The organism is Ruegeria sp. S84, from assembly GCF_056583445.1.
Genome location: NZ_CM152618.1, coordinates 1,829,340 through 1,850,085, shown reverse-complemented (window position 1 = coordinate 1,850,085; position 20,746 = coordinate 1,829,340). Strand labels below are relative to the sequence as shown.

Sequence of the window (20,746 nt, the reverse complement as noted above, 5' to 3'; positions counted from 1 at the left end):
CGGGCCGCATGTCCATCAGGCCGGCGCCCGCGCTCGAGTCGTTCGCGCCTTTAGCCCCTGTTCAATCCGTGATGTGACCTCGAGCGTTCGGGCTGCATCCTCGACGTCAATCAGTGGAGGAGCGCCATCGATCACGTCAAGGAAGTGATCCAGCTGCACCTCCAGCGGTGCGCGTTGTTGTTCCGGTCGTGTAAGTTGGTCTTTTTGGGCCGCAGTGCCCCAATCCTGTCCGCGCCACAGGGTCATGGAAGGAAAACTCACAGCGCCACTGGTTCCCGTGATCCAGATCATGTCCTGATGGGTCGTGCCGATGTTCGGGTTTTCGCCGGTTCCGGCCTCAAACCCCCAGGGGCTGGGTGCGGTATCGGCAAAGCTGATAGTGCCCGTCGCGCCGTTTTCGAATGCGATCGCGACAGCCCCGCTTTCTATCCTATCCGATCCGCGGATGGGCGCTCCGGGCAGGGCGACGACATCCGAGATTTCTCCGATCACAAAGCGCAGGACATCGATATCATGCACCAGATTGATCATGACTGGGCTGCCATCGGAAGTCCGCCAGTTCTGTTCAAAATAGCTGTCGGGTTTACGCATGGCCCACAGCAACGAGACATTGATGACTTGTCCGATCGTACCTTGCGCGATCACCTCCTTCAGGTGTTGCAAGATTGTATGATACCGCCGATGGTGGCCTACAAGACTGCGGACATTGGCCTGGCGAACGGCCGTCTTCAGGCGCAGGGCGTCATCGACCGATGCTGCAACCGGCTTTTCGATCAGCATGTGCCAACCGCGGGATGCGGCCAGAATGCCATGTTCGGCATGCAGTCGGGTTGGCGTCGCGATAATGACGCCATCTACCGGGTCCTGCACCTCGTCCATACTGGCAAAACGCGGCGCGTCGATCTGGATCGAGCCATCTGGATCGGCCAACCCGACCAACATGCAGCCGGGATGCTCAATCACGGCGCGGACGTGGCGGATACCGATCAATCCGCCGCCGGCTACAAGGATCCGTTTCACATCACCGCTCCGATTTGCCAGGGAACAAATTCGTAGTCACCCAAGCCCTGCGCCTCGGACTTGGTCCGCGCGCCAGAGGCGACTTGGAGCAGCCGTCGGTATATTTCCTGTCCTTTTTCTTCGACGCTGGCGCCTTTGGTCAGAATGTCGCCCGCATCCACGTCCATGTCTTCGGGCATGCGTGCTGCCAATTCAGAGTTGGTAGCGATTTTCAGCGTGGGTGCCGGTTTGGACCCAAATGCAGAGCCGCGTCCCGTGGTGAAGCACACAAGGTTGCACCCAGCCGCGATCTGCCCGGTCACCGAGGCCGGGTCATATCCGGGGCTGTCCATGAAGGTGAAGCCTTTGGCGGTGATGGGTTCGGCGTATTTGAATACACCGGTCAAAGGGGTGGTGCCGCCCTTCGCCGCTGCCCCCAGCGACTTCTCTAGGATGGTCGTCAGACCCCCTTGCTTGTTGCCGGGGCTTGGGTTGTTGTCCATCGAACCGTGATTGCGAGCGGTATAGTCCTGCCACCAATCGATCAGTCCGATCAGTTTTTCCCCAGTTGTGCGACTAAGGGCGCGGCGGGTCAAAAGGTGTTCGGCTCCGTAAATTTCGGGTGTTTCCGCAAGGACACCTGTGCCGCCTTGCGCAACCAACAGGTCGCAGGCATGTCCGAGCGCCGGGTTCGCGGTCACGCCGGACCAAGCGTCCGAGCCACCGCATTGCAGCGCAACCATCAGTTCGGACGCCGGGGCTTCGCTGCGCCTCGCCTCATTGGCAATGGGAAGCATCTTTTTGATCTTGTTGATGCCCATTTCCACGGTCCGACGCAATCCGGCGACGTTCTGGATGTTCATCGTCTGGAAGGTGGGACTTTGCTTCAGCCCATACGCGTCCAGCAGCCAGTCGATCTGGTTCATCTCGCAGCCTAGACCGACCATCAGAACGGCAGCGTGGTTGGGGTGTTTTGCAAACCCCCACATGACCCGTTGAAGGGCTTCAAAACCGTCGCCGGAATCGGCCATTCCGCAGCCCGTTCCGTGGACAAAGGCCACCACGCCGTCGACGTTCGGAAACTCGGCCAGCTTGTCCGGCGTGAAGTGATTGGCGATCATGCGGGCCGCAGTTGCCGAACAGTTCACGGTGGTCAGAACCGCGATGTAGTTGCGCGTGCCGACCCGACCGCTATCCCGGTGGTAGCCCATAAACGTATCGACCGAGTTGGCGGGTTTCGTGGGTCTGTGATCCGTCGCAAACTCGTAGTTCACGCTGGTGTTGCGGAACTCGACATTGTGGGTGTGCACATGGTCGCCGGGTTCGATCGGTTGGGTGGCGTAGCCGATGATCTGGGCGTACTTTCTGACCGGATCGCCGAGTGCAAGATTCCGCGTGGCGACCTTGTGCCCCGAAAGGATGCGCGCATTGGTCGTGACATCCTCGACCATACTGCCGGCCTCCAGGTGCCGAGTTGCAACCACCACGCTATCCGTTCGATCTAAACGTACAAAAGTCATAATCAGCTTTCCTGGCGGCAGCAGCTAGGCGCAGAACGGTGAGTCCGATGTCCACCGGTGAATATCTATATGCGGCTTGCCGGACAGTCTTGCTCGCGCCGCCTCCCAATTGGACTTGCAGACGCGCCAATCTCGCAGCTCGGTTTCGGGGCGCGATCTGGACCTCGCGATGAAGCTGGGGAAATGATCTCGACCGGTCGGCTGACCTGCCGCGCTAAAGCGGATGTCGAACGACCAGCGGAACCGGTCCGTTTTATTGATCAGCGAAGCGTGTGGCGTCAAAGGGTGAAACAGGATGATCCCGCCGGCCTTGACAGGAAGGGGCACGGCGCGGCCTTCATCAATGAACCCGTCGGCAATGCCTGTCTGCGTCCGGGCACAATGTGGCAGGATAGATTGGTCTTGTGCCATTGGCAGCACTTGCAGGCAGCCGTTTTCAACCGTTGCATCGTTGACGGCAATCCAAACCGTGACCATGTCGGTCTGATCAGCATCCTCCAGCGCAACCGCTCGGTCCTGATGCCAGTCCGTTGCGGTGATGTGCGCGCGCACCTCGTCCTTGGACAGCTTCAGGGCAGGTGGCTTCAGCCGAACGTGCTGGATTGGATTGCTCACCAACTCTGGCCCGATCAGCTGCTCGACGATGTCAAGCATGGGACGGGCCGTCAGCAAGTCGAACACTGCGGGCCCAATATGGAACGGTGTGTCCGCCATGATCCGATCGCCGGGCAGCGAGATGTCCAGCGGCTGGAAATAGTCGCATCCGGCCTGATAGGCGGACAGAAGTTTGTCCCAGAAGGTCATTCCGGACGGCTCGTTCTTGACCAGCCCTTTTCCGTACCAACAGTCATAGAGCCGGTTCAGGACATCCGAGTATTCCGCTTGCACCCGACCCAGGACATCGCCGGGAATTACATCCTCAACCACGAGGTATCCATCGGTCTGGAACTTGCCAATCTGATCTTGTGTCAGCATGGGTGCAACCTCACAACAGCAGCGCGATGATGCCCGGCCAAATCAGAAGAACGGAAAGCGCCAGCAACTGGATCCCGATGAATGGCAGGAAGCCGCGGAAGATATCCGTTAGGCTGATATGCGGCGGGGCCACTGACTTCAGGTAGAACGCGGCCGGGCCGAAAGGGGGCGAGAGGAAGCTGACCTGCATGTTCATACAGAACACGACGCCGAACCAGATGGCGACATGACTCGGCTCCAACTGGCCAAAGACTCCGATTTCCTCGATGGGAAGGCGCAGGACGATCGGCAGAAAGACCGGAATGATCAACAGTACGATGCCGACCCAATCCATGAATGCGCCCATGAACAGCAAGATCAGCATCATTACCAGAATGACCAACATGGTTGGCAGCTCCTGGCCGACGATCAGGTCGGCCACATATTGGGGCCCTCCAGCAATGGTGTAGGCACCCGCCAGCGCGGCGGCCCCGATCGTAACCCAGATGATGGTGCCTGTGGATTTTAGTGTCCGCATCAAGCTGTCCCAAACCAGCTCGAACGACCCTTCGCCCCGTAGGATGGCGATGATCAGGACGGCGAAGGCGCCCATGCCTGCAGCCTCAGTGATGCCTGTGATCCCGCCATAGATCGAGCCGAGCACGACGCCGATTACAACCAGCGGCGCGACGAGACCCTTGCCCATTTCCCAACCGATTTTTGAGCGTTGTCTGCCAAAGACGAAGAAAATCAGCAGAACGGCGACGATCGTGATGCCGGCAAACCAGGGCAGGTAGTCAGCTGTCCCCAATCGCGCTGGTTCGCCCTGGCTGGCAGCGTTGGAGCCTGACAGCTCGAAAAACGCGGCTCGGATAAACAGAACGGTGGAAAATCCGGCGACGACGATGCTCATGAAGGCACCAAACAGTTTGCGTTTCTCGGCTGGTTCGGGGTCGTTCGGGTCCGGTTCCGGCAGCGGAGCGTGATGAGGATTCAACCGCGTGCGGATGATGATGTACAGGATGATCATCGAGGCCAGCATGAAGCCGGGAATGAAAGACGCGGTGAACAGTGACTTGATCGAGGTTTCGGTGATCAGCCCGTAGATGATCAGAACGATCGAAGGAGGGATCATGGTGCCCAGCGACCCAGAGGCGCAGATGACGCCGATCGCGAGATTCTGATCGTAGCCCAGGCGCAGCATCTGGGGCAGAGCGATAAGGCCCAGCAGGACAACCTCACCGCCGATGATGCCGGACATGGCTGCCATGATCACCGCCATGATCGAAGTCACGATCGCGATGCCGCCGCGTGTTCTGGACAGCCAGACATTCAGCGACGAATACATGTCGCGCGCGATCCCGGACCGCTCTAGCAGCGACGCCATGAAGATAAACAATGGCACGGATATGAGCACGTAGTCCGTTAAGAGCCCGTATATCTTCTGCGCCAGGATATAGAGCGGCCCAGTCCCTGGCCGACCGGTGAGAATCCCGTCGCCGAATGAAAACGGGTTTAAAAGCAGTGTCGGTTCGAACTTGAGCACAAGAACCAGAACCGCAAGCGAAGCCGAGGCCAGACCCAAGGGCATCCCGATCGCCAGAAGCACAATCAGGGCGACCATCAGGATGAGTGAGATTGTTCCAATGTCCATCAGTCTTGTCCCACCGCCCGTTTGATCATTTCAATTTCGTCTTCGTCCGGTTCATCTGTGTGGATTTCCGGTTCTTTGTTCCAATCCGCGACCAAGTTCAAAATTGCTTGCATTGCGACGAGCGTAATCACGATCAGCACCATCGGCTGCAACGTCGCCGGGATCGGAGGATTGAAGGCAGAGCCATAAAGCTCCCATTTGTAGAGCTTATTGACGAACACCTGTTTGTAGCTGCCGTAGACAAGAAAGAAGGCAAATAGCACGATCAGTATAGTCGAAACCGTATCAAAAACGCGCTGAAGCCAACGTGGAACTGCGTCGTACATCAGGAATATTCGAATGTGACTGCGTTGCTGCATGGCGTAGTAGCCAGACATCAAGAACACAAAACTGGCGAACCAGAGTGTCATTTCGTTCGCCCACTCGGTCGGCTTCTCCAGTATGTAGCGCATGAAGACTTCGTAGAGCATGACGACAGTCATGATTGCGATCATCATCATCGTCACTCGACCTATGAACAGGGCGAAACGGTCCATTACCGTCGAGCCTTCGAACTCCATCGTCGCCGGGCGCACGGTCTTGGTACCAATCACTGCAAGAAACGGTAGGAGGACGAGCGCGGCCATGTCGATGATGTCGACATACCCCCCGAATACGCCAGACAATTCGGGCGTAACGTCGCTGCGCAGATATATTTCAGTTACCTGACTTTTGAGGGATTCAGAGGTGTAAGGCAGCCAGTCCAATAGGAATGCGGGAAGATGCCAAACAAGCCAGCTGGCTGTTGCGACGAAGGCCAACGGTATGAGCCATTCAATTAGTCCGCCTGAGTTCTTGTGCATCGCGTAACCCTCGTCCCTATCCTTCGATCCTGTAATGATCGATAAAGTCTCGGTCCGGCTCGACACCCAATCCGGGGCCAGTCGGGATCATGACTCGGCCGTTGTTGGCCTTGACCTGATTTTGAATTTCCAGCGGTTCGGTCAGCAGATCGTCCCGAAACTTGTTGTCCGTTGTGTCGAACTCCAGCATCGGCTCCCATGGATGCAAGCCGCCTGGAATTGCGGGCATGGCCGCTAGTAAATGCAGATTAGTTGCGACGGCGATGGCGCTACCCCAGACGTGATTTACGACCGGAGTGAAATGTGCGTGGCATAGAGACAGTACCCTGAGATACTCTGAAACACCGCCCAAAGCACAAACCTCTGGCTGCGCGATATCGATGCCACGGTTTTCAAGAAGATTGCGCCATGCCCAGCGATTGAATACCGCCTCTCCGCCCGAGATGTTTACTTTAAGCGAAGTGCGCAGTTCGCGGTATCCGTCAATGTCTTCTGGCGCGACCGGTTCTTCGAACCAATATGCGTCCAGTTCTTCCAGCGCCCGACCGACAAAGAACGCGTCTGAAGTCGTATAGGCATGGTTTGCATCGACCATAAAAGGAAAGTCGTCACCAACTCCGCGTCTTACTGCTTCGCACAGTTTCACATCAGGCTTCGGGCCAAAGCCCGTTTTCATTTTGGTGGCGGTAAATCCCATTGACTTGATCTTTGCGGCTTCATCCTCAAAACGGCTTGCAAGACTAGAAATCGGTTCATCCCGGAGCATCATGCCGTAGCCGTAGCAAGGAACGCTTGCGCGATGAGCCCCGCCGACAAGCTTATGGAGGGGGAGGCCAGAGATTTTGCCGGAGATGTCCCAAAGTGCGATGTCCACCCCAGACAAAGCCTGTATTGGCATTCCGCTTTGGCCATGGTCTCGCAAAAGATTGTACACCTTGTGCCAGATCACGTCTTTGTCCAAAGGGTCCATGCCAAGGACCATTGGTTGGATTACCTTTTCCACGATGGATTTGTTCGCAATGGCTACGTTTCCGGGACCAAAGCACTCCCCCCAACCGGTTACCCCTTCATCTGTCTGAATCTCGACCAGATGGGTTGTACGCTTGTCATAATACTGTTGCGAGTAGCCCAGAACTTCCGGCATGTCGTACTGCAGTACATGACTTATTATTCTGGTGATTTTCATGAAGTTCTGGATCCCGGCGCCGATCCGGAGAGGCCGCAAGTGCGGCCTTTCCGTGTGTCGTAGTTCGATCGAAGCCTGATTACTGCATTGCGCCCAGGTCACGCAGGAAGTTGATGTGGCTTTCCAAAAGCGCCTGTGCTTCAGGTGTCGTTGCGAACTCCGTCCAACCGACCTGAACGGCCGCGCGATACGCTGCCAGGTCTTCAGGCGACCATTCGTACAACTGAACGCCTTTTGCCTTCAGGTCTTTTGCAGTCTGAGCGTTCTGCACTTCATTGATTGTGGCATTGTGCAATGCCAGGCTATCCATTGCGACTTCCATGATCTTCTTGTGATGCGCGGGCATCGCTTCCCAGACGTCTTTGCGACAAGCTAGGTGATCTGCAGGCATCGAGTGGAAACCGGGATAGTTTGTGTGGCCTGCGATCTCGTACAGACCGAGGCCCACATTGTTCGTCAGGTTCGCAGCATCCGCACCATCAATGATACCGGTTTCCAAAGCCGTGAAGATTTCGTTGAAGTCCATCACGATCGGAGAAGCACCAAGTTCCGCGAACACCTTGGTAGCAAGGCCTGGAGGCGAGCGGAACTTCCAATCTTTGAAGTCTTCCACTTTTGCAATCGGCTTGGTCGAAGACAGCGACTCTGGCCCGGGAATCCACCATCCGATGAATTCCATGTCGTAGCCGTTGTATAGATCATTTACAGCTTCTCTTCCGCCGCCATGAAGAAGCCAAGCCATTTGCTGATATGGGTTCTGATATCCGCCGAGCAGGTCGCCCGCAAACTGGAAGGCCGGGTTTTTACCGGTCTGATAGCCGCCGCCCGTCATGTCGCAATCCAGAATTCCTGTAGCTGCGGCATCGAAGGTTTCAACTGATTTGACCACCGAAGAGGAATAGAACATTTCAACTTCGATTTCGCCGTTCGACATTTCCTGAATGTCTTCAACGAATTTTGCAGCCATTTGGCCTGACAGAGTTTCGGGTGAAAAATGGGTTTGAATTCTAAGCTTCGTTGTTTCAGCCATCGCGAAACCGGCTGCCATTGTCGTGGCTACGGCCGCCAGGGCCGCTGTCTTGACTATTTTCATATTGTCCTCCCAGACGTTGAGCGTGCGCGGTGTGGAAGATCTTGCCGCCTCCTTTGCTGTCGCGCAGGTAAACGTTAAGCCGACGAATCGAATGCAACAAGAAAAAATTGAAATTTCTAAAAATTTCGAGATTCTTGCGATAATTCGAAAATAAGGTTAGGACGCTACTTGGACAAAACTTGAAGGTGCATACTGGAATGAACGACGAAATAGATATTTATCAAGATCTTAAGATGCGCCTGATCTCTAATGGATTCGAGCATGGAGCGAAGGTGCGGGCTGAAGAACTTCGTAAAGTGTATGGCTGTTCTGCGAGCGCCGTTCGTGAAGTCCTTTTTCGTTTGGCCGCTGTTGGTTTGGTGGACTTTCAGGAACAAAAAGGTTTCCGCGTGCCAATGCGTTCGCCGCAGAAGCTTATCGAATTGACGCATGTCCGTGTTCTGTTGGAGGCCGAAGGCACCGCAATGTCGATCCGTAAGGGCGGGGTGGATTGGGAAGCAAGATTGACGGCCGCACATCACAAACTCAGCCATATCGAAAAACGCATTCACGCCACAGACGACCCGAGCGGCCTTATCGAGATATGGTTTGCCTCGGAAAAGGAATTTCACCAAACACTTATTTCTGCCTGTGGCTCGGAAACCTTAAAACAAATGCATAGCCGAGTTTATGCGCAATTCAGACAGCAGTTGATGGTGGCAGACCGGAACTTTGAATTCATTTCTCAGAACATAAGACACCATGCCGATATACTTGAAGCAGCATTGTCAGGGGATGAGCAGTTAACACGAGAGAAAATTCACGACCATCTGGAACGCCATCTAACTGGAAAGACGATGGGCGACTAAAGCCGAAAATCGTCTTCCAAATACACCTGAATTATATCGTCGAAGCTTGATTCCGCTTCGAACCCCAACTCCAGAGCGCGATCTGTTTGAAAGTCGCGCGGCCAATTCTTGACTATTCGTTCGATTGCCTCGTCGGGTTCTCGCCTGATTAGGCCAACCGCTTCTTGACCTGCCACGTTGCGCAGAGCTTCGATTTGTTCGGCGACGGTGCAACTTACGCCAGGCATGTTCAATGCGCGTCTGTCATTCAAAAGCTGCGTGTCCATTGTTGCTGCGTGGGTCAAAAAAGTCGCAGCGGCGCGGGGGCTGGCGTGCCAGTGACGAACAGTTTCGGCAACTGGCAAGACAGCCTCATCCCCATTCAATGGCTCTCGGATTATACCTGAAAAGAAGGACGAAGCGGCAGCGTTGGCTTTGCCCGGGCGCACACACAAAGTGGGCAAGCGCAAGGAAATACCGTCGATATATCCTTTCCTGCTGAAATCCGTGATCATCAATTCAGCCGCCGCTTTCTGCGCTCCGTAACTTGTCAAAGGTGCCGAGAGGAACTCATCGCTTATCTTTTCGGGGAATGGTGACCCAAAAACTGCTATGGACGAGGCAAAAACCAGACGAGGTGTGTACTCGTTTCCTGATGCCTCGTGTTCATCCTTAAGTGCGTTCAGCAGTGCCCACGTTGCCATAAGGTTTACATCCCAACCCAACGCAAAGTCTGTTTCAGCTTGGCCTGAAACGATAGCTGCAAGATGAAAAATGACGTCTGGCCGCTGCGTAGCAAAAGACTTAGCTATGCCTGACGCAGTCAAGTTCCCCACAATTTGATTACCTGCCGCACTGTCGGGCGGGAACGAGAGATCGAACAGTGAGACTTGGGCATCGGCTCCAAAGGTTTCTTGGGTCGACACGCGATGGGCCAGTTTCTGGCCCAGCATTCCTCCGCCGCCTATAATCAGGATCCGCGTCACAGCATTCCGTTCCGTTTTTTGAGTTCTAGATACAAAGCTGAATGATCCAGTTCGGCCCCATCCATTTCGTCTATCAGATATTCGAAACGGTCGCGCACAGATCGGGTGCTAGGTAGCTCAACGCCAAGGCTTCGTGCTTCCTCCAGCGTGTTGTCCAAATCCTTTAGTTGAAACTTAGACAAACCTCCGGGTGCAAAATTTCCATCAGACATGCGTTCGCCATGTTGTTGCAAGATAATACTATCCGCAAAGCCCCCCTTCAGTGCGGCCCTCAACGCGGTGGGGTCCGCACCACCTTGCTGAGCCAGTAGAGTCGCCTCGGCGACTGCCGATATTGTTACAGCGACAATTGTTTGATTGGCCAATTTGCACAATTGACCAGAACCACTTGGGCCAACATGTACAGGCCGGCCCATTGCTGTCAGAACCGGTCGCACGCGCTCCATAACGTCCTGATCGCCACCGACCATGATCGCAAGGGTGCCAGCTTCGGCACCTTTGGTGCCACCGGAAACCGGGGCGTCCAGATGCAGCACCCCCATCGAGGAAAGCTGCGCGGATTGCTCTCTTGCGTGTTCGGGTTTGGCGCTCGACATATCAATCCAGATCATCCCCGGTTTGAGTTGCTCGCGGAAAGCCTCGTCAGCAAGTAGCGCGCCGGTCGCGTATCCATCCGAGAGCATGGTTATTATTACGTCTGCACCCGAAACCGCCAGCGGGGCAGTTTCCACCAATGTCGCGCCTTCTGCTGTCAACGGTTTTGCCTTTTTCAAGCTGCGGTTCCATACAGTGAGCGGAAACTCGGCGCGCAAAATATTCCGCGCCATAGGAGCTCCCATCAGGCCGGTTCCCAACAGAGCCACTTTGAACTGCTTGCTCATCATCTACTGTCCTTCCGAAGGTGCGCCACGCATGGTTATGGCCAAACCAAAATCTCTGTCATACGCTAACGGCTCTGGGCCCACATGCCAGAAGTCGTTGCAAATCCGCCAAGGTTTCTTTGCTTCTCGGTTGATCTGTGGGACGACGTAACACTTGTCCAGTCGCCACTTTTGAGGTCGGAATATTTATATGTCAGAAAGACTTAAGGGAAAAAGCGTCCTGGTCACAGCCGCCGCACAGGGGATCGGACTTGCAAGCGCAATTGCAATGGCAAGAGAGGGTGCAAAAGTCTATGCGACAGATATTAGCCCCAAAAAACTAAATTTGATTCGCGGTCAGAATCTCGAAAATCTCGAAATTTTCGAGATGGATGTGACGAATAATGACAGCATTCATCATGGGGTCGCGCGAGCGAAGCCGGACGTTTTGTTCAACTGCGCAGGGTTCGTGCATCACGGAACTATTCTGGATGCAACCGATGAAGAGTGGGATTTTGCCATGGACCTTAATGTGCGCTCAATGGTGCGCACGACAAAGGCTGTATTGCCGGGAATGCTAGAGCGCGGAGGAGGCTCGATAATCAATATGTCTTCCGCGCTGGGTTCCATAATCGGTGCGCCAAATCGTTTTGTATATGGAACGACAAAAGCCGCTGTTGTCGGGCTGACGAAATCGGTGGCCGTGGACTTCATAACAAAAGGAATCCGGTGCAATTGCATTTGTCCGGGAACAGTCGACAGTCCCAGTTGGCGTGACCGCGTAGATGCGTTGGGAGAGCAATTGGGCAGCAGAGAAGAGGCCCTTGCACAATTTGTGGCGCGACAGCCTATGGGGCGTGTAGCGAAAGCAGAAGAGATTGCTGCATTGGTCGTCTATCTGGCGAGCGATGAAAGTGCATTCACCACAGGACACACGCACATAATTGACGGGGGTTGGTCAGGCCAATGACAAAAGTATCAAAAAACGATTTGCGATCTCGCAAGTGGTTCATGAATTCTGAGAACCTTGAGATGACTGCATTGTATCTGGAAAGATACCTGAATTACGGATTGACCCGTGAGGAACTGCAATCAGGCAAACCGATCATTGGCATTGCTCAGACCGGCAGTGATTTGAGCCCCTGTAATCGGCATCATATCGAATTGTCCAAACGTGTTCGCGATGGAATCATCGCCGCCGGGGGAACGTGCATCGAAATACCGGTCCACCCGATACAAGAGACAGGTAAACGGCCAACGGCGTCACTCGACCGCAATCTGGCTTATCTGTCCTTGGTTGAGAGTCTATTCGGGTATCCGATTGACGGCGTTGTTCTGAACATTGGTTGCGACAAGACCACGCCCGCGCTTCTTATGGCCGCTGCGACCGTCAACATCCCAGCGATCGCCCTGTCGGTCGGTCCCATGCTCAACGGCTGGTGGAAAGGTGAGCGCGCCGGATCGGGAACGGTTATTTGGAAAGCGCGCGAAGACCTTGCGGCTGACGAAATCGACACCGATGAGTTCATGGAAATCGCAGCCGCCGCAGCACCTTCGGTGGGTTATTGCAATACGATGGGAACAGCAACGACCATGAATTCGCTTGCTGAGGCCTTGGGTATGCAATTGCCCGGATCAGCCGCCATACCAGCCCCGTACAGAGAGCGCGGTCAAATCAGTTATGAAACGGGTAAACGCATTGTGGACATGGTCTGGGAGGATCTACGCCCGAGCGATGTGATGACACGTCAGGCTTTTGAGAATGCGATTGTTATCAACTCTGCGATTGGCGGATCGACGAACGCGCCGATCCACCTGAATGCAATCGCCCGGCATCTTGGTGTTCCGTTGACCAACGATGACTGGCAGAAACTTGGCCACGACGTTCCACTGTTGGTTAACATGCAGCCTGCGGGTGAGTATCTGGGCGAAGATTACCAACAGGCCGGAGGTGTACCCGCCGTTGTCGGAGAGCTTCTTGATGCTGGATTGCTGCCGCATCCCGATGCGATAACGGTGAACGGTAAGACGATGGGCGATAACTGCTCGACGCGCCGGTCTCAGAATAGCGACGTAATCAAGCCTGTCAGTAGCCCGGTTAAGCAACAGGCGGGGTTCATCAATCTCTCGGGCAACCTGTTCGAGAGTGCGATTATGAAAACATCTGTGATCTCAAAGGCATTTCGAGAGACCTACCTGTCGAACCCGGATGATCCTGATGCATTTGAGGGCAGGGCGGTTGTGTTTGATGGGCCTGAGGACTTTCACCATCGGATCGATGATCCTGCAGAAAACATCGACGCAAACTGTATTCTGATTATGCGCGGAGCGGGACCAAAAGGATACCCTGGTGCTGCAGAGGTCGTGAATATGCGGCCGCCCGCATATTTGTTGAAACAGGGCATTGAAGCCCTTCCTTGCATCGGTGATGGACGGCAATCCGGTACATCAGGAAGTCCGTCTATCCTGAATGCCTCACCCGAAGCTGCAGAGGGTGGTGGGTTGGCCTTGGTGCGAAATGGCGACCGACTGCGCATCGATCTTGGAAAAGGCACAGCGGATATGCTGGTTTCGCTTGAAGAGCTGCATGAACGCGCCCGCGATCTGGAGGCAAAGGGTGGTTATTCAACCCCGCCCAACCAATCCCCCTGGCAGGAATTATTCCGCGAAAAAGTAGATCGGTTGGATCGCGGGATGACGCTCAAGGGTGCAGAAAACTACCGCGATATCGCGCGAGGCTTCATGCCACGCGATAACCACTAAAAGGAACAGAAATGAAACTTGTTCGCTACGGAGCCAAGGGCTCGGAAAAGCCAGCCCTGGTCGACTCTGAGGGTCAATTGCGGGATCTGTCCGCTCATATCAATGATATCACGGGGGATATGTTGGATGACGGAACGCTTGATAACCTGCGGTCATTGGATCCGAACAACCTGCCAATTGTAGAGGGTGACCCTCGTATCGCTCCGTGTGTCGGTGACATCGGCAAATTTCTTTGCATCGGTTTGAACTACTCGGACCATGCTGCAGAAACCGGCGCAGATATTCCCGAGCATCCGATACTTTTTTTCAAGGCGAACTCGGCTGTCATTGGTGCTTATGACGATGTTGTTATGCCGCGGGGGTCTACACATACCGACTGGGAATGCGAACTGGGGGTCGTCATTGGTAAGACAGCCAAATATGTTTCCAAGGCCGACGCACTCGAATATGTTGCGGGCTATTGCATTGTAAACGACGTGTCGGAAAGGCATTTTCAAACGCAACTGACAGGTCAATGGACCAAAGGAAAATCCTGCGACACATTTGGCCCTACCGGCCCGTGGTTAGTGACCCGGGATGAGGTGCCGGATCCCCAGAATCTTGGTATGTCACTGGATGTAAACGGTCAGCGCATGCAAACCGGGAATACCGCCACGATGATCTTTTCCGTTGCCGAGATCATTGAGCATCTAAGCCAACTTTTTACACTGCACCCCGGTGACGTCATTTCAACCGGAACACCGCCCGGTGTTGGAATGGGGATCAAACCGGAACCAGTTTATCTGAAAAAGGGCGACGTCATGGAGCTTCGTATCGATGGGCTTGGTGTTCAGCGGCAAAAGGTCGGCCAAGATGACTGAATTGTTGCAAATCGGAGGGATCACTGAACGGATGCGAGAACGCCTGTCCTCAGTGTTCAATATTCAACAATTGGACGATTTCAACGCGGAAGGTATTACGCATATCGTAACGAACGGGCATGATGGCGTTCCGCATGACCTAATGATTTCACTCAGTAATCTGAAGATGATCAGCGTCTATGGAGTCGGCTACGACGCCGTCGACGCTAATGCTGCGGCTGAGCGTGGGATTGTTGTGACGCACACGCCCAATGTGTTGAACAAAGAAGTCGCAACCACCGCCGTTCTGCTGTTGCTGTCATGTTATCGAGAGCTCATACGTGACGATGATTACGTCCGGTCCGGGCGATGGGAAGTTGAAGGTAATGCCCCTTTGACGCGATCAGCGGACAATCAAAAAATAGGCATTCTTGGTCTTGGTCGCATTGGTCAGGCGATTGTTGATAAGTTGGAGCCGTGGGCACCCGAAATCTCATATCACACCCGCAATCCAAAGGATGTCCCGTACCGATATTTCGACAATTTGGTTGAAATGGCAGAGCATGTGGACGTCCTCATATGCATCACGCCCGGCGGCCCGTCGACTAATAAGCTGGTCAACGCTGAGGTGTTGCGCGCGTTGGGGGCAGGCGGCACTCTGATAAACGTTAGTCGAGGTTCAGTTGTCGACGAAACTGCCTTAATTAGTGCATTGCAAAACGGTGAGCTCGGGTGGGCAGGGCTTGATGTCTTCGAGGACGAACCGCGCGTTCCAAAAGCATTGCGCGAGTTGTCCAATGTCGTTCTGCTCCCTCACGCTGGTAGCGCGACTTTTGAGACGCGTGCAGCAATGGGTGACCTGACTGTCGACAATCTGCTGCAACACCATAAGGACGGATCGGTGATCACAGCTGTGCCGGAATGCAGAGATCTGTAATAGGCCAATCTGAAAAGTGTTTGAGTTTGCTGTCGCGGTTTTCTTTCTGCTGATTACGCCGGGCCCGGGTGTTCTAACAACCGCGGGTATTGGATCAGCATTTGGTTTTCGAGCTGGACTCGCCTTTGTGGCTGGTCTGATGCTGGGCGGGTTCATCAACATGATGTTAGTTGTCTCGGGAGTCGCTGCGGTTGCTTTGGCTGTACCGGTGCTTAGAACTTTGTTGCTAGTCGCCTCTGTCGGGTATTTGGTATTTCTCGCCTGGCGTATTGCCAGCGCCGGCTCAAAGGTCGGATTTTCCCCTGCGGTTTCGCCGCTTGGTTTTGCGAACGGTCTGACACTTCAGTTCATTAATCCCAAGGCTTACGTGGTCGGCACAGCATTGTTTTCAGGGTTTGCCTTTTTGCCCGATGCGCCCGTTTGGGAGGTCGTCATAAAAATCGTAGTATTCAATATGATTTGGGTGCCAGTGCACATGATCTGGCTGGGTGCTGGCGCAAAGCTGGGTAGCCTTGATTTAAGCGAGAGATCGCATCAAAGGATCAATATTGCGATGGCCGCTTCATTAATGGTTGTTGTGGTAATTGCCTTGGCGTCGGCGCTATGAACGATATCTAAGTCAGTCTTACTTAGCAGACGATTGGAAGCTGCAGATCAAAGTGACGCCGTTATTCCACCATCGACATAGAGAGTATGACCATTGACGAAACTGGATGCAGGGGAGGCAAGGAAAATGGCGGCGCCGACAAGTTCTTCTACATTGCCCCAGCGACCGGCCGGGGTACGTTTCTCAAGCCATGAGCTAAACTCTGGGTCGGCAACCAAGGCGGCGTTCAAAGGTGTATCGAAATATCCAGGTGCAATGGCATTGCAGTTTAGACCATACTTAGCCCAATCAGTTGCCATTCCTTTTGTAAGATTGGTCACGGCGCCTTTTGTCGCCGTGTAAGGCGCAATACCCGGTCTTGCTAATGCGGATTGAACCGACGCAATGTTAATGATCTTACCAGACTTTCTTTCAATCATGTGCCGTGCCACAGCCTGACCGACGTGAAAGACGGACGCTACATTTGTCTGTAGCAGGCGCTCGAAGGCATCAGCGGGGAAATCCTGTAACTCCGTCCTGTGTTGCATTCCGGCGTTGTTTATCAGGATGTCTATTGGGCCGACTTTTTCTTCAAAGTCGTCCACAGCAGATCGGACACCTTCATGATCGGTTGCATCGAACGAAAGTTCGCGTACCGAGGCACCTGTTTCGCTCAGCTCGGATGCTGCTGCCGCTAGTTTAGTGGCATCGCGCCCGTTCAAAACGACCTGCGCACCGGCGGCAGCCAAACCACGAGCCAATGCAAATCCGATGCCTTGGCTAGAGCCTGTTACGAGCGCGCGTGTTCCCTCTAGGCTAAACATTTCAAGCGTCATGCAAAAATCCCTTGGTTGTCAGCACCGACTATCCGTATCTTTTGGCAATCTGTATAGGGAGTCCGTGCAATGTCCTCGGCCAGTGTTGCTGTTGTTATCCATGCCGCAAAAGATTTGAGGTTGGAAAACCGGGATGTTCACGACGTGGGGCCAGACGAAGTCTTGATTGCCATGCGCGCGGGCGGGATTTGCGGCTCTGACCTGCATTATTATAACCACGGTGGTTTCGGCGCGATCAAGTTGCGTCAACCGATGGTGCTTGGACACGAAGTCGCCGGGGAATTAGTGAGAGTTGGGTCAAGTGTGCAGGGGCTACACCTAGGTCAGCTGGTTGCAGTTTCTCCATCCCGACCTTGCCAATCCTGCAGTTATTGTCTGAACGGGCAGCAAAACCACTGTCTTGATATGAAGTTCTATGGCAGCGCGATGCCGTTCCCGCATATCCAAGGCGCTTTTCAAAGCAAACTCGTAGCGAAAGCCAGTCAATGCGTTCCAGCAGATGGGTTAAGTCCTGCGCAGGCCGCTATGGCCGAACCTTTGGCGGTCTGTTTGCACGCGATTAAACAAGCTGGGAGCCTCTTAGGTAAAACGGTTCTTATCACGGGATGCGGTCCAATCGGCTGCCTCACGATCTTGGCGGCGCGTCGTTCTGGGGCGGCCAGAATAGTGGCGACGGATATCTCGGACCAGACCCTCGCTCTGGCGCGTGGATGCGGGGCAGACGATGTCATCAACACCTACACCGATCCACAAAAACTGGAGCAGTTTGAAAACGACAAGGGTCAGGTTGATGTACAACTGGAGTGTTCCGGGGCTCAATCGGCTCTGGCTTCTGGCGTCGCATGCTTGCGACCGGGTGGAACATTGGTTCAGCTTGGTCTGGGCGGAGATATGACTGTGCCGATGCAGGCGTTGACTGCAAAAGAGATAGTGCTTCGCGGGTCTTTCCGTTTCCATTCCGAGTTCTCAGTCGCGGTCGAGATGATGCGAAGCGGACTAATAAACGTCGACCAGTTGGTGACGCATTCCTTCGAGGTTGGCGAGGCCATCACTGCTTTCGAGGTCGCGTCCGATCGAACCCAATCAATGAAGGTGCAGTTAACTTTTCCGGATAATGACAATGGATAAACGAACGCGTGATATTGCAAAGACTTATGAAAGAGATGGTTTCGTAGCTCCGCTGGATATCCTGACAGCTTCTGAGGTCCAAACGCTGCGCGATGATTTTGAGAAAGCTGAGCGCATTCTCAGAGACGACCCAGATAAACTCAAGCTTCTATATTCTTATCCGGACAGGCTGATACCATCATTCGATGCACTACTTCGCCATCCGAAGCTGATTGAGGCTGCTTCAACGGTGTTAGGGCCGGACCTCATGGTTTGGAGCGGTGCACTTTTCGTAAAAGAAGCGCGATCATCGAAGATAGTCTCGTGGCACCAAGACTTGACCTATTGGGGATTGGATGATGCTGAAGAGGTTACCTGTTGGGTTGCGATTTCAGAAGCGTCTGAGCAAAGCGGGTGTATGAAGTTTGTTCCTGGCAGCCACAAAAGCCGTATCGTGCCTCACGTGGACACTTTCAGCGAAAACAATCTGTTATCACGTGGGCAGGAAATCGCAGTCGATGTGAACGAAAAAGATGCAGTTGCTGCCGAATTGTGTGCGGGGCAGGCATCCATGCATCACGGGCATCTCTTTCACGCATCCGGGCCCAATAACACAGACGATAGACGCATTGGTGCGGCGTTGCGTTTCATAAAGCCTTCAATGAAACAGCAGAATGGCGTGAAAACTTTGGTTGCGCTAGTCGCAGGGCGAGATGATTTTGGGCATTTTTTACTTGCGTCCTCCCCTCAGGGCTTTTTGCATGAGAACGATTTCGTTTTGTGTCAAAGGGATGCAGACCGCAAGAAACAAATACTCTTCGCCGGAGTGAAGTGACGCCCTTGGCATGCCAAGAACCATTGCTACATCGACCCGGAAGCAGACCTGAATCGCGAAAACCAATGAACATTCAAAAGGGTCTTGTCATAAGAACTTGGGGTGAGCGGGCAGGGGTGTTGCGTAGCTTGTGCCCATGACTAATCCTGCCTCTTACAAGTATTTCAAAACCAGCCCCGAGATCATCCGCCTTGCGGTGATGTTATACATCCGCTTCTCGCCTTCACTTCGGAATGTCGAAGTTCTGCTGCACGAGCGAGGCATCGACGTGAGCCATGAAACTGTCCGATATGGGTGGAACAGGTTCGGTCCGATGATTGCCTCTGAGATCCGAAGTAAGCGGGTGCAACAACTGCGCGCATTCTCGAAATGGAAGTGGCATGTGGATGAGGTTTTTGTGAAGGTCAATGGCGAGATACATTATCTTTGGCGGGCCGTCGATCATGAGGGCGAAGTGCTGGAAATAATCGTTACCAAACGTCGAAACAGGCAGGCGGCATTGAAATTCCTCAGGAAATGATGAAGCGCCATGGTTGTGCCGATGAGATTGTGACCGACCGTTTTGCATCCTACAAAGCAGCGCTCAGAGAATTGGGCGCGCTCGAAAACAACAGACGGGAAGGTGGCTCAACAACCGTGTTGAGAATTCGCACCTGCCGTTTCGACGACGCGAACGCGCGACCCAACGTTTAAGGCGAATGCGAAGTTTACAGAAGTTCGCTTCCGACCATTCCTCCGTATACAACCACTTTAACCAGGAAAGATCCCTCACCAGCCGAGACTCCTTCAAGCTGACGCGAACCGCCGCTCTTGACGAGTGGCGTCAACTTTGTTCCGGATAGGTTCACGATTTTGAGTCAAATAGAGACTGGTTAAAATTCGTCTGACAGCACCTGCATCCAAATCAATGGGTCCAGAGCCTAGCTGAGATTGGTTCATATTTGTTCTACTGCGTTATCTTTCCATGTTGGCCCACGTTTAGGGTTCCCTTCTCCTGCACCTCTGCGTACACGCCCATATCCATGTGGCCCAAGTGTTTTCGAATGAGGAACGGGATTTTCAGGTCTCGTTCGGCTGTTTGTGGGTTAACTTCGGTAGCGGCACATCTTTTTGTTCGCGAAATTATCTTTAGCTTCACATCGCCAAAGGCCAAGATTGAGCCGACAGAGTCCAACTCGGAAAATGGAGGTGGTCCGTCCAATTCAATATTCGCACGAAACCTTGCCGGGTGTATTTCCACATTGAGCTCTCTACTAAGTGCATCAACAGACGCTAGGTTGAGAACGGAAATTGCGTTCATCATTTTTGGCGACACGACCGAAACGTCTGTGAATCGATGCGGATGGGAAGAGACAAACACTGGCGGTTCGGGGTCTCTTAAGTCGAGTGTGTTATTGAGGAAACTCGCCGCGTCCAATTGCCCGTTTGGCTCACTCATATCGAAGTGGAGGGTTTTCCTTCCGTGCTTAATTTCCAGCAATTGAGTTTGAGCGTCGAATTTAGTTTGCAGTCCAGCCAGTCTTGCTTCGTTCAAAAGTACAACAAAGCGGTCTTTTCTCAATGGTTTTGGATCTCGAGGGTCGAAACCGGAGTTAAAGCGGGCAAAGCCGAAAAGGCGGTCACCAGGAATGCCTTCACCCGCTCGCAGGTTTATGGTGCTTAGTGGTTCCGGGCTCAAACCTTTGATTGGGTAGCGGTTCATCCGGACAATGGTGAGTTTACTCATAATTGGGGTCCTGGCTTGTCGAGATATCCGTGTGGTGAGGCTAGCTAGCGCCCTCCTAGCGATCCTACATTGGAATCTTGGTTGAACGGCAAGAATTGGGCTTCGGCATAATCATGGATAAGCTCGGGTTGGAAATGCAATACCGTCGGTGCCTTGATTTGAAGAAACAGCGCGTTTGATTTCGAATTCCTTCTTC

The 20,746-nt window shown here is 53.8% G+C and carries 19 protein-coding genes and 1 pseudogene; 9 read left to right on the top strand and 11 right to left on the bottom strand.

All coding sequences use genetic code 11. The features are described 5' to 3' along the window. Positions 1-15: 15 nt before the first annotated feature. The 7 genes from AC1DFB_RS09320 to AC1DFB_RS09290 form a co-directional block, all read right to left on the bottom strand. Entirely contained in the window at positions 16-1,020 is a 1,005-nt protein-coding gene (locus tag AC1DFB_RS09320; protein WP_170733458.1) for a Gfo/Idh/MocA family protein, read from the bottom strand. Beyond that, entirely contained in the window at positions 1,017-2,519 is a 1,503-nt protein-coding gene (locus AC1DFB_RS09315) for a UxaA family hydrolase (RefSeq protein WP_480922568.1), read from the bottom strand. Before AC1DFB_RS09315 ends, AC1DFB_RS09320 begins: the two co-directional genes overlap by 4 nt. Before the next feature lie 24 nt (positions 2,520-2,543). Next, entirely contained in the window at positions 2,544-3,494 is a 951-nt protein-coding gene (locus tag AC1DFB_RS09310) for a phytanoyl-CoA dioxygenase family protein (protein WP_480922567.1), read from the bottom strand. Between the two features lie 10 nt (positions 3,495-3,504). Next, entirely contained in the window at positions 3,505-5,127 is a 1,623-nt protein-coding gene (locus tag AC1DFB_RS09305; RefSeq protein ID WP_480922566.1) for a TRAP transporter large permease, read from the bottom strand. Beyond that, entirely contained in the window at positions 5,127-5,969 is an 843-nt protein-coding gene (locus AC1DFB_RS09300) for a TRAP transporter small permease subunit (protein ID WP_255612041.1), read from the bottom strand. Before AC1DFB_RS09300 ends, AC1DFB_RS09305 begins: the two co-directional genes overlap by 1 nt. A gap of 16 nt (positions 5,970-5,985) precedes the next feature. After that, positions 5,986-7,155, bottom strand: coding sequence for a mandelate racemase/muconate lactonizing enzyme family protein (locus AC1DFB_RS09295; protein ID WP_170800174.1), 1,170 nt, complete (start codon positions 7,153-7,155; stop codon positions 5,986-5,988). 79 nt (positions 7,156-7,234) lie between these two features. After that, the gene (locus AC1DFB_RS09290) at positions 7,235-8,248 is read right to left on the bottom strand and encodes a TRAP transporter substrate-binding protein (RefSeq protein WP_170396175.1); all 1,014 of its coding nucleotides are present in this window, start codon (positions 8,246-8,248) and stop codon (positions 7,235-7,237) included. Positions 8,249-8,445: 197 nt separating this feature from the next. On the opposite strand from AC1DFB_RS09290, the gene AC1DFB_RS09285 reads away from it, so the two are divergent. After that, positions 8,446-9,096, top strand: coding sequence for a GntR family transcriptional regulator (locus AC1DFB_RS09285; RefSeq protein ID WP_170403493.1), 651 nt, complete (start codon positions 8,446-8,448; stop codon positions 9,094-9,096). Here AC1DFB_RS09285 and denD read toward each other — a convergent pair. Both denD and AC1DFB_RS09275 read right to left on the bottom strand, forming a co-directional pair. Continuing rightward, positions 9,093-10,028 carry a D-erythronate dehydrogenase gene (denD, locus tag AC1DFB_RS09280; protein ID WP_480922565.1) on the bottom strand — a complete coding sequence of 312 codons (936 nt, stop codon included), beginning with the start codon at positions 10,026-10,028 and terminating at the stop codon, positions 9,093-9,095. The two genes, AC1DFB_RS09285 and denD, sit on opposite strands and share 4 nt — an antisense overlap. A gap of 29 nt (positions 10,029-10,057) precedes the next feature. Next, on the bottom strand, positions 10,058-10,942 hold the full coding sequence (locus AC1DFB_RS09275; protein ID WP_170663772.1) for an NAD(P)-dependent oxidoreductase: 885 nt from the start codon (positions 10,940-10,942) through the stop codon (positions 10,058-10,060). Between the two features lie 190 nt (positions 10,943-11,132). Between AC1DFB_RS09275 and AC1DFB_RS09270 the strand changes: the two genes are divergently transcribed. The 5 genes from AC1DFB_RS09270 to AC1DFB_RS09250 are packed head-to-tail and all read left to right on the top strand — an operon-like array spanning position 11,133 to position 16,067. Further along, positions 11,133-11,891 (top strand): SDR family oxidoreductase, encoded by a 759-nt coding sequence (locus AC1DFB_RS09270; protein WP_170396183.1) that lies wholly within the window; start codon positions 11,133-11,135, stop codon positions 11,889-11,891. Beyond that, the gene (locus AC1DFB_RS09265; RefSeq protein ID WP_170800182.1) at positions 11,888-13,684 is read left to right on the top strand and encodes an IlvD/Edd family dehydratase; all 1,797 of its coding nucleotides are present in this window, start codon (positions 11,888-11,890) and stop codon (positions 13,682-13,684) included. Before AC1DFB_RS09270 ends, AC1DFB_RS09265 begins: the two co-directional genes overlap by 4 nt. An 11-nt stretch (positions 13,685-13,695) precedes the next feature. Next, positions 13,696-14,544, top strand: coding sequence for a fumarylacetoacetate hydrolase family protein (locus AC1DFB_RS09260; RefSeq protein WP_480922564.1), 849 nt, complete (start codon positions 13,696-13,698; stop codon positions 14,542-14,544). After that, positions 14,537-15,460, top strand: coding sequence for a 2-hydroxyacid dehydrogenase (locus AC1DFB_RS09255; protein ID WP_480922563.1), 924 nt, complete (start codon positions 14,537-14,539; stop codon positions 15,458-15,460). Before AC1DFB_RS09260 ends, AC1DFB_RS09255 begins: the two co-directional genes overlap by 8 nt. 16 nt (positions 15,461-15,476) lie before the next feature. Then, positions 15,477-16,067, top strand: a complete 591-nt coding sequence (locus AC1DFB_RS09250) for a LysE family translocator (protein ID WP_480922562.1) — start codon at positions 15,477-15,479, stop codon at positions 16,065-16,067. Between the two features lie 47 nt (positions 16,068-16,114). Here the strand turns inward: AC1DFB_RS09250 and AC1DFB_RS09245 are convergent, their stop codons facing one another. Next, positions 16,115-16,882: an SDR family oxidoreductase gene (locus AC1DFB_RS09245; RefSeq protein ID WP_170403472.1), complete on the bottom strand. Its 768-nt coding sequence runs from the start codon at positions 16,880-16,882 to the stop codon at positions 16,115-16,117. A gap of 69 nt (positions 16,883-16,951) precedes the next feature. On the opposite strand from AC1DFB_RS09245, the gene AC1DFB_RS09240 reads away from it, so the two are divergent. From AC1DFB_RS09240 to AC1DFB_RS09230, 3 genes and pseudogenes are all read left to right on the top strand, one after another. Further along, positions 16,952-18,010, top strand: a complete 1,059-nt coding sequence (locus AC1DFB_RS09240) for an L-idonate 5-dehydrogenase (RefSeq protein ID WP_480922561.1) — start codon at positions 16,952-16,954, stop codon at positions 18,008-18,010. Continuing rightward, the gene (locus tag AC1DFB_RS09235) at positions 18,003-18,824 is read left to right on the top strand and encodes a phytanoyl-CoA dioxygenase family protein (protein WP_480922560.1); all 822 of its coding nucleotides are present in this window, start codon (positions 18,003-18,005) and stop codon (positions 18,822-18,824) included. The genes AC1DFB_RS09240 and AC1DFB_RS09235 overlap by 8 nt, the downstream gene beginning before the upstream one ends. Positions 18,825-18,960: 136 nt before the next feature. Further along, positions 18,961-19,666, top strand: a pseudogene (locus AC1DFB_RS09230) (IS6 family transposase). Positions 19,667-19,770: 104 nt separating this feature from the next. Here AC1DFB_RS09230 and AC1DFB_RS09225 read toward each other — a convergent pair. Beyond that, on the bottom strand, positions 19,771-20,550 hold the full coding sequence (locus AC1DFB_RS09225; protein WP_480922559.1) for an MOSC domain-containing protein: 780 nt from the start codon (positions 20,548-20,550) through the stop codon (positions 19,771-19,773). Positions 20,551-20,746: the final 196 nt, after the last annotated feature.

What these genes read in the sequence shown, in the direction of transcription:
- AC1DFB_RS09305 (WP_480922566.1), bottom strand. Translation starts at nt 5,127, where the DNA reads ATGGACATTGGAACAATCTCACTCATCCTGATGGTCGCCCTGATTGTG.
- AC1DFB_RS09285 (WP_170403493.1), top strand. Translation starts at nt 8,446, where the DNA reads ATGAACGACGAAATAGATATTTATCAAGATCTTAAGATGCGCCTGATC.
- AC1DFB_RS09255 (WP_480922563.1), top strand. Translation starts at nt 14,537, where the DNA reads ATGACTGAATTGTTGCAAATCGGAGGGATCACTGAACGGATGCGAGAA.
- AC1DFB_RS09235 (WP_480922560.1), top strand. Translation starts at nt 18,003, where the DNA reads ATGGATAAACGAACGCGTGATATTGCAAAGACTTATGAAAGAGATGGT.
- AC1DFB_RS09275 (WP_170663772.1), bottom strand. Translation starts at nt 10,942, where the DNA reads ATGAGCAAGCAGTTCAAAGTGGCTCTGTTGGGAACCGGCCTGATGGGA.
- AC1DFB_RS09300 (WP_255612041.1), bottom strand. Translation starts at nt 5,969, where the DNA reads ATGCACAAGAACTCAGGCGGACTAATTGAATGGCTCATACCGTTGGCC.
- AC1DFB_RS09265 (WP_170800182.1), top strand. Translation starts at nt 11,888, where the DNA reads ATGACAAAAGTATCAAAAAACGATTTGCGATCTCGCAAGTGGTTCATG.
- AC1DFB_RS09260 (WP_480922564.1), top strand. Translation starts at nt 13,696, where the DNA reads ATGAAACTTGTTCGCTACGGAGCCAAGGGCTCGGAAAAGCCAGCCCTG.
- AC1DFB_RS09270 (WP_170396183.1), top strand. Translation starts at nt 11,133, where the DNA reads ATGTCAGAAAGACTTAAGGGAAAAAGCGTCCTGGTCACAGCCGCCGCA.
- AC1DFB_RS09225 (WP_480922559.1), bottom strand. Translation starts at nt 20,550, where the DNA reads ATGAGTAAACTCACCATTGTCCGGATGAACCGCTACCCAATCAAAGGT.
- AC1DFB_RS09290 (WP_170396175.1), bottom strand. Translation starts at nt 8,248, where the DNA reads ATGAAAATAGTCAAGACAGCGGCCCTGGCGGCCGTAGCCACGACAATG.
- AC1DFB_RS09295 (WP_170800174.1), bottom strand. Translation starts at nt 7,155, where the DNA reads ATGAAAATCACCAGAATAATAAGTCATGTACTGCAGTACGACATGCCG.
- AC1DFB_RS09310 (WP_480922567.1), bottom strand. Translation starts at nt 3,494, where the DNA reads ATGCTGACACAAGATCAGATTGGCAAGTTCCAGACCGATGGATACCTC.
- denD (WP_480922565.1), bottom strand. Translation starts at nt 10,028, where the DNA reads ATGCTGGGCCAGAAACTGGCCCATCGCGTGTCGACCCAAGAAACCTTT.
- AC1DFB_RS09315 (WP_480922568.1), bottom strand. Translation starts at nt 2,519, where the DNA reads ATGACTTTTGTACGTTTAGATCGAACGGATAGCGTGGTGGTTGCAACT.
- AC1DFB_RS09245 (WP_170403472.1), bottom strand. Translation starts at nt 16,882, where the DNA reads ATGACGCTTGAAATGTTTAGCCTAGAGGGAACACGCGCGCTCGTAACA.
- AC1DFB_RS09240 (WP_480922561.1), top strand. Translation starts at nt 16,952, where the DNA reads ATGTCCTCGGCCAGTGTTGCTGTTGTTATCCATGCCGCAAAAGATTTG.